The following is a 15494-nucleotide window of genomic DNA, read 5'->3' as shown; positions in this document are numbered from 1 at the left end:
AAAATCCCTCTAACACCATGTGTTAGAGGGAAATAATTTATGCATAAATTACGATTAAGCCTTTGATTTAGCGTTTAAAATATCGTTCTCTTCAAGGAATTTCGTATTGAATTTCGCAGATTGGAACACTTCGTTGTTCATAAGTGCTTGGTGGAAAGGAATTGTTGTGTTAATTCCAGGGCCAGCTACTTCGAACTCAGATAAAGCACGGTTCATTTTTGCGATTGCTTCTTCACGAGTATCCGCGTGAACGATTAATTTTGCTACCATAGAATCGTAGTACGGTGGAATTGTGTAGCCTGCATATACCGCAGAGTCAACACGTACACCGTAACCACCAGGAACAACATAAGTTTCTACCGTACCAGCTGAAGGCATGAAGTTTTTGTATGCATTTTCAGCATTGATACGGCACTCAATTGCCCAACCGTTGATTTTAATATCTTCTTGTTTGAATGGTAATTCTGCGCCAGAAGCGATTTTTAATTGTTGTTGAACTAAGTCAACACCAGTAATCATTTCTGTAACAGGGTGTTCTACTTGGATACGTGTGTTCATTTCCATGAAGTAGAATTTATCTTCTTGGTAATCATAGATGAACTCAATTGTACCAGCACCTTCATAGTTACAAGCTTTTGCAGCTTTAACTGCCGCTTCACCCATTTGAGCACGACGCTCTTCTGATAAAGCTGGAGATGGTGCTTCTTCAACAAGTTTTTGCATACGGCGTTGTACGGTACAGTCACGCTCACCTAAGTGAACAACATTGCCATGACCATCTGCTAAAACTTGAATTTCACAGTGACGGAAGTACTCGATAAATTTTTCTAAGTACACACCTGGGTTGCCGAATGCCGCAGCTGCTTCTTTTTGAGTAATTTCGATACCTTTTACAAGATCTTCTTCTGTACGTGCTACACGGATACCTTTACCGCCACCACCAGCTGTTGCTTTGATGATTACAGGGTAACCGATTTTCGCAGCCCATTCTTTACCTGTTTCGATATTTGGAACAATACCAGTACCAGGAACTAAAGGAACATTAGCTGCTTCCATTGTGTCACGTGCAACGTCTTTAATACCCATAATTTTAATCGCATCCGATGAAGGACCGATGAATTTAATTCCCGCATTTTCACATGCCTCTGCAAATGCTGCGTTTTCAGCTAAGAAACCGTAACCTGGATGGATACCATCAGCACCTGTTTTTTGAGCTACACCTAAAACTGCTGGGAAGCTTAAATAAGAATCTTTAGATAACTTTGGACCAATGCAATATGCTTCGTCAGCTAATTTTACGTGTAACGCATCTGCATCAGCTTCTGAGTATACTGCAACCGTTTGAATACCTAGCTCTTTACATGCACGAATAATACGTACTGCAATTTCGCCACGGTTTGCGATCAATACTTTTTTCATTGGTATATTCGCTCCTTATTATTCAGCTTTAACTAAGAATAAAGGTTGACCATATTCTACTAATTGGCCGTCTTTTACTAAAATTTCTACGATTTCACCTTTAATTTCAGCTTCGATTTCGTTGAATAATTTCATCGCTTCTACGATACAAACGATTGACTCATCGCCCACTTTATCGCCTACTTTTACGTATGCCGGAGAATCAGGGTTTGGAGATTGATAGAATGTACCAACCATTGGAGAAGTAATTTTATGAAGTTCAGCTGTATCTGCTACTGGTGCAGCTGGTGCTACTTCTACTTTTGGTGCTTCTACTACTGGTGCTGGTGCAGGAACAACAGCTGCTGGTGCTGCTTCTTTTTTAGGAGCTACAACTTCAGTAACACCATTTTTCTTTTTTAGTTTAACTTTTGCCCCATCTGCTTCGTACACGAACTCGTCAATTGAAGACGCGTCCACTAATTTGATAATTTCACGAATTTCTTGAACTTTGAACATTCTTAACTCTCCCTTTTAAAAAGTAATCATGGATACAAACCCTATTTTATAATTTTTCCGACTATTTTAAAACAGTTAATTTTACTTTTTAGAAAAATCGGTATAAAACACAACATTTCAATGATAAAACAATGATTTTTTTATCATACTGCTATATAACACATACATACTTTTTGCATCTTTATTCAAGGTTTTCAATTGAAAGGCTCGTAGTTAACAGTTACTTTTACATCTTCATCCATTTCAGTGAGAACCGTATAGACAATTTCATTTATCTGTTGTTTGGATACCTCATCTGACATCACCGTTACTTTAACATCCTGATCTTCAACTCGTACAAGTGCATCATCATAGCCTAAAGATTTTACAACCATCTCAAGCATTGCTTCTGACGATTCTAACTTAATTAGCTGCTCCATCTCATTAAATGCTGTGTTTTTTTCTTCGGCTGTAAGTTCCGCTGAAGCAACTTTTTGAGTTAATTGCTCACGAAGTTGACTGCGTTTATTGCTTGCTTCTAAACGCATTTGCTGGAACATCTCACTTTCTGATGTAACCATTTGTGAGCCATCTTGACTCACGCCTAAAATTTCTGTTTCACTAATAGTATCATTTGTAAAAACCTTTAATAAATTCGGTGTATTGCGATCTTCAAAAATATAAAACACGGAAATTACAGCCACTAAACTCGCTAATGTAAAGAACCACACTGTTCGTTTTTTTACTTTCACTTTGCTTCCTCCTTGGGTTGCATCGCGACCACTTGTATACGATGCGTTGGTATTTGTAGTACATTGCCTACTGTTTGCTTTAATAACCGCTGAACATGTACATCTTGTGCACCTTGTGCCACGATAATGACACCAGTAATGTTTTGTTGTTGTGTAACAGCTAAAAACTGTTTCTCTTTTTGTTGTTCATAATGAAAATATACAAATACTTGTCCAACATCCTCCATTTCACTTAATATTTTTGCCAATTGTTGCTCAGGTATATCCGTTTGTTCAGATTGACCACTCAAGCTCATCACCATGAAAATCGACAGAACAACAATCAATACGAAAACTATAAATAAAGGACGTTTTGCTCGTGATTTATCCACATTTGTAAGCAACTGCGCCCCCTTGCCTCATCGAATTCATCATAATGTATGAAGGTATACTTCCACTTATGCTAACAGTGACGCAATCGATGTAGTAAAAATTATATATAATGCCAACTTGACATATGTTTGCCATTCCTTTTCCTCAACAAAAAATAATAGGCTACTTCCTAACAACACAAATAAAAATAATTCAATCATGTACTCCCTCCAATAGACGTTTGTACAAAAAATATGCAGAGCAGTACAATGAAAACAATCGCAAAGCCTAATAAACCACTCACTGCACATGCAACAAATAACGTTTTACCTACATCATCAAATAATGCACTCAATCTTGTATTCGTAAAAGGTTCAATGATTGCACCAATTACCTTAAATGTAAGTGCATGTCCTAATAACATAATTGCTGGCGCAAATGCCGCACTAAAAACAACAGCCAAAAACGAAACACCTATAAAGGATGAAACGATTGATTGAGACTTTTGAAAAAAGGACAAACCTTCAACGATTAAATTACCTATTAGTGGGATATTTTGTTCGATCAATTTTTTAATTGGGGATTTGACGGCATCATTTATTTGAATGAGTGCAGCTCCTGAAAACGTCAATATCGATGTTAACGCTACTATCGCCGCAATGATAAAACTTAATACCGAGCTTCGTAGCAAATCTGACGCTCTTGCAAAAGAGATTGCAGGGAAAATTTTAGTGGATATATCAAGTAATAACGCAATAATCAATGAAGGTATGAGCAACTTTGTTGAGACAAATAATAAAAATTGAATTACAACAATTACAATTGGATTCCAGGCGAGTAATGTAAAAATGGATTGCATCGTTAACAGCATCACCGAAAGAATTGGGATTACCGCGACAAAAAAACTTTGCAAAATCGAAATCAATTCATATAGAACAACAAATGCATCAATCACTTGCTGTGCAAAGCTTACAATAAACAATAAAATAAAAAGTTGCTCAATAATGGCCATTTCATTTGGTAATAGTGCAACAAATAATAAATAAGCTCCTACATAAAGCAAACTTAACAGTATAATAGAAAAAATAGATTGAAGTGGCGTAGCTAATAGCCCTAGGAAATCTTCCATTACGATAGCCTCTCTAATAACTGAACAAAGGTTTGAAATGGTGGTGCAAACTCATTAACCCAATAAACAATAACAGTTAAGCGGACCGAAAGTGTAACTAACGATTCATAAGCCTCATACTCTAGCTGTTTCAATAAGGCACAAAATAAATCTTTACTTAAAAATAGCAGCGCCGTATAGAGTAACCCTTTACTATAGGGAACGCTATGAAATAATGTGGCAAGCTGCTGCCAAAGTGGATAAACTTGAGTACGGAATATAAATTGCATGATAAAAAAAAAGATAATAATAACGATGATACTATGGAGCTTTTCAAATGATTGTTTAATAAGAATAAGCAACAATAATAATACAACACTAGTAAATAGAATAATCATTAGCTAATAGCCATTAACCACTGAAAAAACACGGCGATTTCTTGAAAAAATAGTTTCAAAAAACGTAGCAATTCAATTGTCATATACAAATACGCAACGAAAAATAAAAAATACGAAAATTCCTTTTTCCCAAGCTGTTCAAAAAATATATGAAGAAGTGCTATCACAATTCCCACACCTGCAACGCGTAGCACATCTTGTAGTTCCACTAAGCCCTCCTCCTTTACGACAAACTATATGCAACACCAAAAAAATTAAGACCAAAAAAGCTGAATGAAAAGTAATTAACTTTCCATTCAGCTTAAAGAATTCTATTAAAATAAACTATCAATAATTTCCTGTACCGATGCTTTCTTTGCTAAATAACTGTTTTCGCCCATCCAAAGTGATAAATATTCAGGTTTATTTTGAATGGCGCTTTCTTTGCGGATTTGTAATGTTAAATAATGCTGTATTGGATATGGCGCTACAACAGCATTTTGCAGCTGTTCTGTAAATTTGTTTTTTAAGCCGCGTGCATATTTACCTGTAAATGCTTTTGTTAAAGTAGTTGACTGTTGTTCAGAATTAATAATCGCATTCTTATGAGTGTCACTCGCATCACATTCATGTGCAGTTAATAATGCTGTTCCAATTTGAACATAATCTGCACCTCTGCTAAACATTTGCTCGACATGCTCTTTCGTCATAATACCACCCGCGGCAATAACAGGGATCGTTAGTTTTTCCTTTGCACCTGCTACGAGCTCGACTGTTGAGATTAACTCAATTGATTCTGTGAATGAGCCACGATGTCCCCCAGCTTCACAACCTTGTACAACAACTGCATCTAACCCAGCTTGTTGTACAGCTTCAGCTTCTTCTACCGTTGTTGCTGTACCAATTAAGTACACTTCGTTATTTTTCAAACGAGTAATTACTTCTGCAGAAGGCAAACCAAACGTAAATGATACGATTCTTACTCCTTCATCTAATATAGCTTGCACTTGCCCTTCAAGCACTTCTGTTGATACAACACGCTGTGTATCTGGAATCCCTAATTCTTCATAGATAGGCTGCAATGCCCCGCGTGCCTCTTGTAAAATATTAATATCAATTCGTGGCTCTTCTTGTATAAATAAATTGACACTAAAAGGCTTGTCTGTAAGCTCCTTTACTGCCCGAATAAAATCTAGTGTTTCTACGCCATTTAAATAGCCTGCCCCGATTGAACCTAACGTACCCGCTTCGCTACACGCTGCAACAAATGCAGGTGTAGTAATTCCTGCCATCGGTGCTTGGATAATTGGTTTTACTAATTGAAATTTTGTAATCATAGCTGTTCACTCCTTTTCTTAATTATACTTAATCTCTACTTTCTTTGGGTGAAATTTGTAAACGTTTTCTATATTTTTCCCATATGTCCTAATAAGCCGTTTTCAAAGAGAATAAAAAAAGATAGAAATGCCGAATGACACAGCATTTCTATCTTTAATCAATTACGCACGTGATACGTAAGAGCCTTCAGTTGTGTTGATGATTAATTTGTCGCCTTGGTTTACGAAGAATGGTACGTTTACGATTAAGCCTGTTTCCATTTTCGCCGGTTTTGTACCACCTGAAGCTGTATCACCTTTAATACCTGGCTCCGTTTCAGCAACTTCTAAAGTTACTGTGTTTGGTAACTCGATACCAATTAATTCACCTTGGTAAGATTGGATGTGTAGCTCCATGTTTTCTAATAAGTATAATAACTCATCTTGAATTTGAGCTTCCGCTAAAGTTGTTTGGTCATAAGATTCCATGTCCATGAACACATGCTCGTCACCTTGTGCATATAAGTATTGCATTTTGCGGTTATCAATCATCGCTTTTTCTACTTTTTCACCTGCACGGAACGTTTTTTCTGTTACGTTACCATTACGTAGGTTACGTAATTTTGAACGAACGAATGCTGCACCTTTTCCTGGTTTTACGTGTTGGAATTCTAGTACGCGGAATAAGTTACCGTCTACGATAATCGTTAAACCTGTACGGAAGTCGTTTACTGAGATCATGAGTTATTTCCTCCAAATTATAAAATGATTAATTTTTTATCAGAATGATTTAGAATTTCATTTCCCGTTTCTGTGATTAAAATATCGTCCTCAATTCGAACACCGCCAACGCCCGGAATGTATACACCTGGCTCGATTGTTACAACCATATTTGGCTCTAACACAACTTCTGAACGGAAATTCAGTCCAGGACCTTCATGCACTTCTAAACCAATGCCATGGCCTAATGAGTGACCGAATGCTTCACCTAAGCCTTTAGATTTCAAATAATCACGAGACACAGCGTCTGCTTGTGCACCTGTCATACCAGGTCCTACTTTTTCAAGCGCTAAAAGTTGTGACTCTAACACAGCGTTGTACATTTCCACTAGCTGCTCAGAAGGTTGTCCTACAGCTACTGTACGTGTAATATCCGAAATGTAACCATTATAGTAAGCACCAAAATCAAGCGTTACAAAATCACCTGTTTCAATGATTTTATCAGTTGCTACTCCATGTGGTAACGCAGAACGTAGACCACTCGCAACGATAATATCAAAAGATGAGCTTGTAGCACCTTGTTTACGCATGAAAAATTCTAATTCATTTGATACATCAAGTTCAGTAATGCCTGGCTTGATGAAATTTAAAATATGTGTAAATGCATTGTCTGCAATTTCACATGCAACCTTAATAATATTAATCTCTTCCTGACTCTTAATCAAGCGAATTTTTTCAATAACACCTGAAAGTGGAACAAAATCAGCTTTTACAGAAGATTTATACACTTCGTACGTGCCGTAATGCATTGCGTCTTTTTCAAAAGCTAATGTTTTCACACCCATTATCGCTGCTTGGTTTGCTACTTCTTCAAAGATTGTCCCTTTATGTTGCTCAATACGGAAATCTTTTATTTGTGCTGCAGCTTGTTCTGTGTAACGAAAATCTGTAATAAAAACTGCATCATTTTGTGAAACGATAGCTACCCCAGCCGTTCCAGTGAAGCCTGTCATGTAACGACGGTTGTATTCATTTGTAATTAAAATTGCATCGACTTGGTTGTCGATTAATGCTTGACGTAATTTTGCTAGTTTCATAATTAGTACTCCCCTTTTCTACTATTGTAAAAACTTGCGTAATGCTAACTCATAGCCGAATGTTCCTAGACCGCATATCTGCCCAACACATTCTGCCGCTAGCTTAGATTCATGACGAAAAGCTTCACGTGCATGAATATTTGAAATATGTACTTCAATAACAGGTACATCCACTGAAGCAATGGCATCTCGTAGCGCAATACTTGTATGTGTATATGCGCCAGGATTAATTACAACGCCAGCAACTTCAGTATCTGCAGCTTCATGAATCCAGTCGATTAACTGTCCTTCATGATTGGATTGACGAAAATCTACTGTAGCCTCAAACTGTGCAACAAGTACTTCACATTTATGTTTTACATCATCTAGCGTTTCTGAACCATAAATTTCTGGTTCACGCTTGCCTAAACGATTTAAATTAGGACCATTTAAAACGAGATATTTCATTTTTAGCGCTCCTTTTTTACGTACTGCCCTTTATTTTATCACAGAGTTTTCAGACTTCAATACTTTCGAATTACGAAATAGTTATTTACGTATCGTAAAGGCGGTTTCCGATAAAAAGCGCATCGAAATAAGTAACAGTACAATAAATGGTACAGATAACTTTTTAATCGATGTCCATTCAATAGGAAGATTTCGAACTTGCCACTCAACAACTAATGCCATTACGAGTCCAAAAACGAGCGAAACAACTAAAGGAGAAACAAATATAGGTAGTTGAAATATAATTAATAAAACATACGCAACTGCAAACAGGATAAAAAATAGTACCATCCAACAAGCAAATGTCGTCCATTCAAACTTTTCGACTTTTTGTAAAAAGTGTATTGGATTCCACTTAATCAAATGAAATAAATGTAATCCTTTTAAACTTACCGTAAATACCAATGCTGCAACAACAGCAGTCATTAATCTTTGCATCATAACTCCCCTTCCATACGGACTAGTATGCACAATTCAAAAATTCCTATGCCGATACGTAGTGCTTTTCTACAAAATTTAGTACAATATGAAAATGAAACTTGCATGACGGACGTTAGTACTCTGCTGTGCAAAATAGAGAAAGAGAGTGGTGTACGTAAAAATGAGTAATAACGCGCCAGTATATGGTGGACAAGCACTCTTAGAAGGTGTTATGTTCACAGGACAAGATCATATGGTTACTGCAATTCGTCGAAATGACAATTCAATTGATTACTTCCATGTTAAAAAAGAGAAAAAGCCGATTTATCAAAAGCTGAAGAAAATTCCTATTGTTCGTGGGGTTGTGGCTTTGATCGAATCGGCAGGATTTGGTTCACGCCATTTGCAGTTTGCTTCAGATCGTTATGATGTAAACCCTGGTGAGGAAGAAGAAAATAGTGGTGAAGAGCCATCAAAATTAATGATGATACTAGGCGTTGCTGCAATTGGTGTAATATCATTTTTATTTGGGAAGTTCGTCTTCACGTTAGTGCCTATGTTTTTGGCTGAATTTTTTAAGCCATGGTTCCCTGGAAAAACGATACAAATTTTTATCGAAACCGGTTTTAAATTAATTCTATTATTAGCATATTTACAACTTATTACTATGACACCACTGATTAAGCGTGTATTCCAATATCATGGTGCTGAGCATAAAGTCATCAACTGTCATGAAGCTGGTTTAGAATTAACGGTCGAAAACGTACAAAAGCAATCACGTTTACATTATCGTTGTGGTTCAAGTTTTATTTTATTTACTGTTATTGTTGGGATGTTTACATATTTCTTCGTTCCAGTAGATCCTCTTTGGGTACGTTTAATGAGTCGCATTTTATTAATTCCTGTAGTAATTGGGATTTCATTTGAAGTGTTACAAGCAACGAATGCGGTGCGTGATGTTCCGGGGCTTCGCTTCTTAGGTTATCCTGGGCTTTGGCTACAATTACTAACTACAAAAGAGCCAAAAGATGAAATGGTTGAAGTGGCAATCGCGTCATTCAACAAGCTACACGAAGTAGAAAAAAATCCAGAAGTCGCTAAAACTTTAGCGCATGATTAATATGCCAAAGAGAATGTACAAGTTTGTATATTCTCTTTTTTGATTCTATAAAATTATTTAGCAACCCGAACTATTTACATTGAGTTCACAAAAATAATTTGGCATAATAAAAATAAAATTCAGTTTATTTCAAGGCAAGGAGTATTAACATGAAAACTGTTTTACAATTTGCGAGGCGTTATAAATGGCCCGCGCTGATTGCATTTTTCTTAATGTTACTAGAGCTTGCGAGCGATTTAATTCAACCGCTCTTTATGGCCAACATTATTAATAAAGGTCTGCTAGAGGATAACTTCAACAGTGTTGCATTTTGGGGTGGTAGCCTTTTTGTGCTTGCACTGTTCTCACTATTGAGTGGTGTCCTCAATTCCTTCTTTTCAGCACATGTTGCACATAGTTTCGGATTTGATTTACGAAAAGCACTGTATAGTAAAATTCAATCACTTACGATGGCGACTTACTTATCCTATCCATCGTCTAGTTTGATTACACGTTTAACAAGCGACGTTACGCAAACTATGAACATCGTCTTTATGATGCTTCGAATCGCCATGAAAGCGCCACTTATGGCCATTGGATCAATCATTATTGCATTTGTCATTAACGCAAAACTCGCATTTATTTTATGTATCAGTTTTCCTTTCTTAGTCATCTTTTTAGTATGGATGATTTCTATTGGAATTAAGTTATTTGCACAGGTACAAAATCGTCTAGATGGCGTAAATCGTCAGCTTCAAGAAGGATTACAGGCGGTACGTTTAATCAAAGCGTATATGCGTGGGAACTTTGAGGCTAGCCGGTTCCAAAGTGTCGCAGAAGACTTAAAATTCGATACAATAAAAGCGACACGCGTTATGGAAATTGCGCTACCAATTTTACAATTTGTAATGAATATTAGCTTACTAGTGGTCATTTGGGTCGGTGCGGATGCAATTCGAGCAAATGATATTTTAGCTGGGGATTTAGCTGCAATCATTAACTATGCATTCCGCATGACTTCAGCGTTTTCAATGTTTTCATTTATCATTATTGCTTATGCCCGTGCAAAGGCTTCAGCTGAACGAATCGAGGAAGTGTTAACTATTACGGATGGTACAGAAGAGATTCAAGTATCCAGCCCCCCCCTATTACAAAGCTTTAAAATTCGGTTCGACGATGTGTCGTTCCACTATCCAAAATCAACTGACGAAACATTACACAATTTATCATTTACAATTCAAAGCGGTGAAAAAATTGCCATTATGGGGGCAACCGGCTCAGGAAAATCAACAATCTTACAACTTGTTGAAAATTTTTATGAAGCAACCTCGGGAGCCATTTATATTAACGAGAAAAATATTCAGGATATTCCATTACAGCAACTACGCCATTCTATTGCCTATGTACCACAGCAATCGTTATTATTTTCGGGATCAATTTTAGAAAATTTACGTTGGGGGCGTCAGGATGCTTCATACGAAGAAATTATTGCCGCTACAAAAAAAGCACAAATTCACAATGCTATTGAATCATTTGAACATCAATATGAGACAATGATTGGTCAACGCGGTATTAACTTATCTGGTGGCCAAAAGCAGCGTTTAGCGATTGCACGTGCTTTACTAAAGCCATCATCACTTTTAATTTTAGATGATAGTACTTCTGCGCTTGATGTAAATACCGAGAAAAAACTTTGGCAAGCACTTGATGAAGAACCACTAACAATGCTGGTTGTTACACAAAAAATTCATACAGCCCAAACAGCAGACCGTATTTTACTAATTGAAGAAGGTAAACTAAGTGGATTCGGTACTCATGAGGAGCTTTTACAAACAAACAAATTATACAAGAAAATTGTGGCTTCTCAACAGGAGGTGCTTGCATGAGGAAATTTTTTAACTATGAACCGATTATTACGAAAGAACAAATTAAGCAAACAAGCGGCAAAAAGAAAAAAGGTGCTCGTGCGGAAAACTGGACGTACACGATTAAGCGTATTTTAGATTTCGTCGCCGAACAAAAAGCGCAATTAATGGTTGTTTTATTTTTAGTGGTGGTAAGTTCTGTACTGGCACTTATTGGTCCATTTATTATTGGCCGATTAATCGACCGTTTTATTGAAGGTGGCTCCCTTAGCACACTCGATCAATGGCTTTATGGCTTAGCGCTAACTTACCTACTTTATGGACTTGCAAGTTACTTCCAAAACTATTGGATGGTTAGCATTGCACAGCAAACCGTATATCGTATTCGTACGCAGTTATATGAGCATTTCTTTAAGCTGCCACTACGCTTTTTCGATAAACGCAAGCACGGTGAACTAATGAGCCGTGCAACAAATGATATCGAAACAATTAGCTCAACATTAAACAGTGCATTTATTCAAGTCATTTCTAGTATATTAACACTAACAGGTACTGTTGCCGTAATGCTTTGGTTGAGCCCACTGCTAACCCTTGTGACGATGCTTATAATTCCACTAATGTTTTATGGTATGCGCTGGATTACAAAGCGTACGAGCTTACTCTTTAAACAACAACAGGCCGCCATTGGGGAAATGAATGGTTTGATTGAAGAGTCGATTACTGGGCAACATGTCGTAAAGGCGTTTTCACAAGAACAAGAAATGCTAAGACAGTTTGATGAAAAAAATAACCGTATTCGAACAGTTGGATTTTGGAGTTTGACCTATTCTGGCTTCATCCCAAAAGTAATGAACACATTAAATAGTTTAAGCTTTGCTATTGTTGCCTGCATTGGTGGTATTTTCGCGTATTACGGACATATATCCATTGGAACGATTGTTATTTTTACGGAATATGCGCGTCAGTTTACACGTCCATTAAACGATTTAGCCAACCAATTTAATACCGTATTATCAGCACTTGCTGGGGCTGAGCGTGTGTTTTTAATTTTAGATGAAAAGCCTGACCAAATCGAAGGAAATAACGTAACCTTATCAGGTGATGTTCGTTTTGATAATGTATCATTCCAATACGATCAAGATGCTGTAAATCCTACCCTTTTAAACGTTTCATTTAATGTAGAATCCGGGCAATCTGTTGCGTTAATTGGCCAAACGGGTGCTGGTAAAACAACCATTATGCAGCTGTTAACAGGGCTATATGAAAAAACTGCCGGACGAATTTTATTTGATGGTGTGCCGATCGAGGAAATTTCGAAAGCCAATTTACGAAAACAAATGGCCTTTGTATTACAGGATCCGTTTTTATTTGAAATGTCGATTAAAGACAATATCCGTTATGGTAAGCTTGATGCAACCGACGAGGAAATTATCGAAGCGGCAAAAAAGGCAAATGCGCATAGCTTTATTGATAGGTTACCAAACGGCTATGATACCTTGATTTCGGGTGATGGCAGTCAAATTTCACAAGGGCAAAAGCAGTTAATATCTATTGCACGTGCCTTTGTTGCTAATCCGAAAATTTTATTATTAGATGAAGCTACAAGTAGCATTGATACTGTAACCGAACTGCATATCCAAGCCGCGCTTGAAAAATTAATGCAAGGTCGGACAAGTTTTATTATTGCCCACCGCCTCAATACCATTTCACAGGTGGATTACGTCATCGTACTAAACCAAGGGCAAATTGTAGAACAAGGTTCGCGTAACCAACTCATTGAGGAGCAAGGGATATTTGGTCAAATGTTGAATGTTTAACGATTTTGCACTACAAGAAGTCTAGGCTTATTAGAAAGTGCTTTCCTCAAATTACAATGGGAGTGCTAGAAATTAATTTTCTTGCACTCCCATTTTTGATTTCATTTTTAATAATTATTGCTAATCAAGATTTCCTGACACAGTTGTATAACCAACTCTCCATCCCTTATCAGTTTTAGAAACTTTGTATTGGTTAATAATGTTTTCAGACATCGGATCGGTAAATCTTAGCTTTGATTCGTCTTTTGTTAATTGTGCGTAACCCATTTCATAGATATCTTTTAATAAATGCTGTTTATTCGTCTTTACAACCTGTTTTTTCCATTGTTCATACGGCGGCACTTCTTCTGTAATGTCCATTAATGCGTACATCAATTGATAATCCTCTACATAATTTGCATATAAATACAAGCGGACAATAGTATTCACTGAGCTATCCTTTAACAATGCTTCTACATTTTCCTTGGAGCGCTGTAATTGAGCAAATAATTGTAGCTCCTCGACTGTTAATGTATTCGTTAACTGTGTTAAATCATAGCCAAGCACCGCACCCACTATTTGGCTCTTTTCGATGATGCCTTGATAGCCGTCACTCGCCCAGTTGTCTGGAATAACAAGAAGCTCATCACGATTTGGTTTATCATATATTTTTGATTGGCCTTTATAAATGCCGTTATCTCCGTCATATGTTGGCCACATGTAAAATGGACCGTCCAATGGTTGTATATATTCCCCTTTAATAAGAGTATCATCCACTAAACTAATGCTGCCCTCGTCCGTCGCTAAAATACGACTAATTTGTAGCTTCCCATCTTGTTTATATGCAATGACGTCCCCCATCTTATAGCTTTCCTGTACATAATAATATGGATCAATGACAAGTGGAAACTTTGTATATTCGTCATGACCACGATGCATCGTATTGTCCTCATATTGAACCGTTTGTAAATGTTCTTCGACTGGCTCAAGAATAGGAACTATCGAATCGACCCGTGCATTTATCGAACTTGCCATACGTGATTTTTTACCGTCAATTACTTCATAAACAGGTTTAAAAATGGAATCCTCAAAATGAAACCATATGCGCTGTCCAGCTGAATCTTCAACGATTGTTGCCTGTTTATCTCCTATACAAATAGCCTCAACCTGTTCATTTTCAATTAGTCCTATTTTTAATTGACCACTGTCGATTGCAAAATTTGTTACTGTAACCGGAAAATCTTCAAACAAAGTCATACGTTCGTCCGTCCACCAACGCTGTTCCTTTTCATTATAATGACCAAATGCAAATTGATATAATGATTCGCCATCAACAATTTCTTTCACAATGATAAACTCATCATTTTTAGAACGAACATCGTGCTGCTCATACAGTACTTCTGTATTTTGTAAATGATTATCTTGAATAAAGCTTTCGGCAAATGATTCGCTCGTCAACGATTGCTCTATTTCGGAAGTGACTGGTTGTTCTTGTTTTTGTTCAATCAACAGCAAAAACGAACTTGCCGCGACCACTCCTGCAACAGTCACTGCAGGAACCCATTTTTTTGATTTTCGATTCGGTGTATGGACTGCTTGAATGACCGCGCGTTTGCTTGCTTCACTTAATCCCTTTTTCGGCATTAACTTAGTACGTTCCTTTTGAAAGTTATTCATGTAATAATTCCCTCCAATCCTCATTTGTAATATGTATCTTTAACCTTACACGCGCTCGCCTTAATCTTGTTTTCACCGTATTGTCCGATAAACTAAGTAACATAGCGATTTCAGATGTCGTTAATTCTTCGTAATAGTAAAGGATGATCATTTCTCGGTACTTCATCGGTAAGTCTAAAACATATTGCATCAATTTACTTTGCTCTGCTAGATTTTGGAATTCATAACTAACCGGCTGTTTTTGTGCGATTACCTTCATCAGAGTCTTTTTTCGTGACGCGAAACTTCGTAAATAGTCATAACATTTATGAATGGTCATTTTCGTTAAATACGTTTTTACACTTGCACGCTGTTCATATTGATCAAATGTCTTAAAAAATTGAATAAATACTTCTTGTACAATATCCTCTGAACTGCTCCAATCCTTTACATACATAAAGCTCAGCTGCAGCAAGTAAGGGCTATGTGTATCCATATAGTGATGCATTTCTTCATTTGTTAACATGCTCTTGCCCCCCTTTCTCACCACTTAGA

At 37.0% G+C, this 15494-nt stretch carries 18 protein-coding genes; 3 read left to right on the top strand and 15 right to left on the bottom strand.

The annotated features are described in order from the left end of the window. Window positions 1-54: 54 nt before the first annotated feature. The 13 genes from accC to LZ480_RS08080 form a co-directional block, all read right to left on the bottom strand. On the bottom strand, window positions 55-1419 hold the full coding sequence (gene accC / locus LZ480_RS08135; RefSeq protein WP_241368911.1) for an acetyl-CoA carboxylase biotin carboxylase subunit: 1365 nt from the start codon (window positions 1417-1419) through the stop codon (window positions 55-57). Window positions 1420-1437: 18 nt separating this feature from the next. Next, window positions 1438-1917 carry an acetyl-CoA carboxylase biotin carboxyl carrier protein gene (gene accB / locus LZ480_RS08130; RefSeq protein ID WP_241368910.1) on the bottom strand — a complete coding sequence of 160 codons (480 nt, stop codon included), beginning with the start codon at window positions 1915-1917 and terminating at the stop codon, window positions 1438-1440. Between the two features lie 194 nt (window positions 1918-2111). After that, a complete protein-coding gene (locus tag LZ480_RS08125) occupies window positions 2112-2648 on the bottom strand; it encodes a SpoIIIAH-like family protein (protein WP_241368909.1) in 537 nt (178 codons plus the stop codon). Beyond that, the gene (locus tag LZ480_RS08120; protein WP_241368908.1) at window positions 2645-3031 is read right to left on the bottom strand and encodes a hypothetical protein; all 387 of its coding nucleotides are present in this window, start codon (window positions 3029-3031) and stop codon (window positions 2645-2647) included. The genes LZ480_RS08125 and LZ480_RS08120 overlap by 4 nt, the downstream gene beginning before the upstream one ends. 54 nt (window positions 3032-3085) lie before the next feature. Further along, window positions 3086-3220: a hypothetical protein gene (locus LZ480_RS19865; RefSeq protein WP_255731345.1), complete on the bottom strand. Its 135-nt coding sequence runs from the start codon at window positions 3218-3220 to the stop codon at window positions 3086-3088. Continuing rightward, complete coding sequence (locus LZ480_RS08115) at window positions 3217-4128, bottom strand: stage III sporulation protein AE (RefSeq protein ID WP_241368907.1); 912 nt, start codon at window positions 4126-4128, stop codon at window positions 3217-3219. The genes LZ480_RS19865 and LZ480_RS08115 overlap by 4 nt, the downstream gene beginning before the upstream one ends. Then, window positions 4128-4505, bottom strand: coding sequence for a pyruvate formate-lyase (locus LZ480_RS08110; RefSeq protein ID WP_241368906.1), 378 nt, complete (start codon window positions 4503-4505; stop codon window positions 4128-4130). The genes LZ480_RS08115 and LZ480_RS08110 overlap by 1 nt, the downstream gene beginning before the upstream one ends. Further along, window positions 4505-4714 carry a stage III sporulation protein AC gene (locus tag LZ480_RS08105; RefSeq protein WP_241368905.1) on the bottom strand — a complete coding sequence of 70 codons (210 nt, stop codon included), beginning with the start codon at window positions 4712-4714 and terminating at the stop codon, window positions 4505-4507. The genes LZ480_RS08110 and LZ480_RS08105 overlap by 1 nt, the downstream gene beginning before the upstream one ends. A gap of 105 nt (window positions 4715-4819) precedes the next feature. Then, window positions 4820-5821, bottom strand: coding sequence for an NAD(P)H-dependent flavin oxidoreductase (locus LZ480_RS08100; RefSeq protein WP_241368904.1), 1002 nt, complete (start codon window positions 5819-5821; stop codon window positions 4820-4822). A gap of 162 nt (window positions 5822-5983) precedes the next feature. Continuing rightward, entirely contained in the window at window positions 5984-6541 is a 558-nt protein-coding gene (gene efp / locus LZ480_RS08095; RefSeq protein ID WP_241368903.1) for an elongation factor P, read from the bottom strand. Window positions 6542-6558: 17 nt separating this feature from the next. Next, window positions 6559-7620: a M24 family metallopeptidase gene (locus LZ480_RS08090; protein ID WP_332844032.1), complete on the bottom strand. Its 1062-nt coding sequence runs from the start codon at window positions 7618-7620 to the stop codon at window positions 6559-6561. 18 nt (window positions 7621-7638) lie between these two features. Then, entirely contained in the window at window positions 7639-8064 is a 426-nt protein-coding gene (gene aroQ, locus LZ480_RS08085) for a type II 3-dehydroquinate dehydratase (protein WP_241368901.1), read from the bottom strand. An 81-nt stretch (window positions 8065-8145) separates the two neighbouring features. Further along, window positions 8146-8544 carry a DNA helicase gene (locus tag LZ480_RS08080; protein ID WP_241368900.1) on the bottom strand — a complete coding sequence of 133 codons (399 nt, stop codon included), beginning with the start codon at window positions 8542-8544 and terminating at the stop codon, window positions 8146-8148. Window positions 8545-8704: 160 nt separating this feature from the next. On the opposite strand from LZ480_RS08080, the gene LZ480_RS08075 reads away from it, so the two are divergent. From LZ480_RS08075 to LZ480_RS08065, 3 genes are all read left to right on the top strand, one after another. Then, window positions 8705-9643, top strand: a complete 939-nt coding sequence (locus LZ480_RS08075) for a DUF1385 domain-containing protein (protein ID WP_241368899.1) — start codon at window positions 8705-8707, stop codon at window positions 9641-9643. Window positions 9644-9792: 149 nt separating this feature from the next. Further along, complete coding sequence (locus LZ480_RS08070) at window positions 9793-11508, top strand: ABC transporter ATP-binding protein (protein ID WP_241368898.1); 1716 nt, start codon at window positions 9793-9795, stop codon at window positions 11506-11508. Next, a complete protein-coding gene (locus tag LZ480_RS08065) occupies window positions 11505-13304 on the top strand; it encodes an ABC transporter ATP-binding protein (protein ID WP_241368897.1) in 1800 nt (599 codons plus the stop codon). Before LZ480_RS08070 ends, LZ480_RS08065 begins: the two co-directional genes overlap by 4 nt. A 120-nt stretch (window positions 13305-13424) precedes the next feature. On the opposite strand, the gene LZ480_RS08060 is transcribed toward LZ480_RS08065, so the two are convergent. Both LZ480_RS08060 and LZ480_RS08055 read right to left on the bottom strand, forming a co-directional pair. Then, window positions 13425-14960 (bottom strand): hypothetical protein, encoded by a 1536-nt coding sequence (locus LZ480_RS08060; protein ID WP_241368896.1) that lies wholly within the window; start codon window positions 14958-14960, stop codon window positions 13425-13427. Further along, window positions 14953-15465 carry a sigma-70 family RNA polymerase sigma factor gene (locus tag LZ480_RS08055; RefSeq protein WP_241368895.1) on the bottom strand — a complete coding sequence of 171 codons (513 nt, stop codon included), beginning with the start codon at window positions 15463-15465 and terminating at the stop codon, window positions 14953-14955. Before LZ480_RS08055 ends, LZ480_RS08060 begins: the two co-directional genes overlap by 8 nt. Window positions 15466-15494: the final 29 nt, after the last annotated feature.

The organism is Solibacillus palustris, assembly GCF_022549215.1.
GTDB lineage: Bacteria > Bacillota > Bacilli > Bacillales_A > Planococcaceae > Solibacillus > Solibacillus daqui.
The sequence above is the reverse complement of the archived record's forward strand: the minus strand, read 5'-3'. Positions and strand labels throughout refer to the sequence as shown.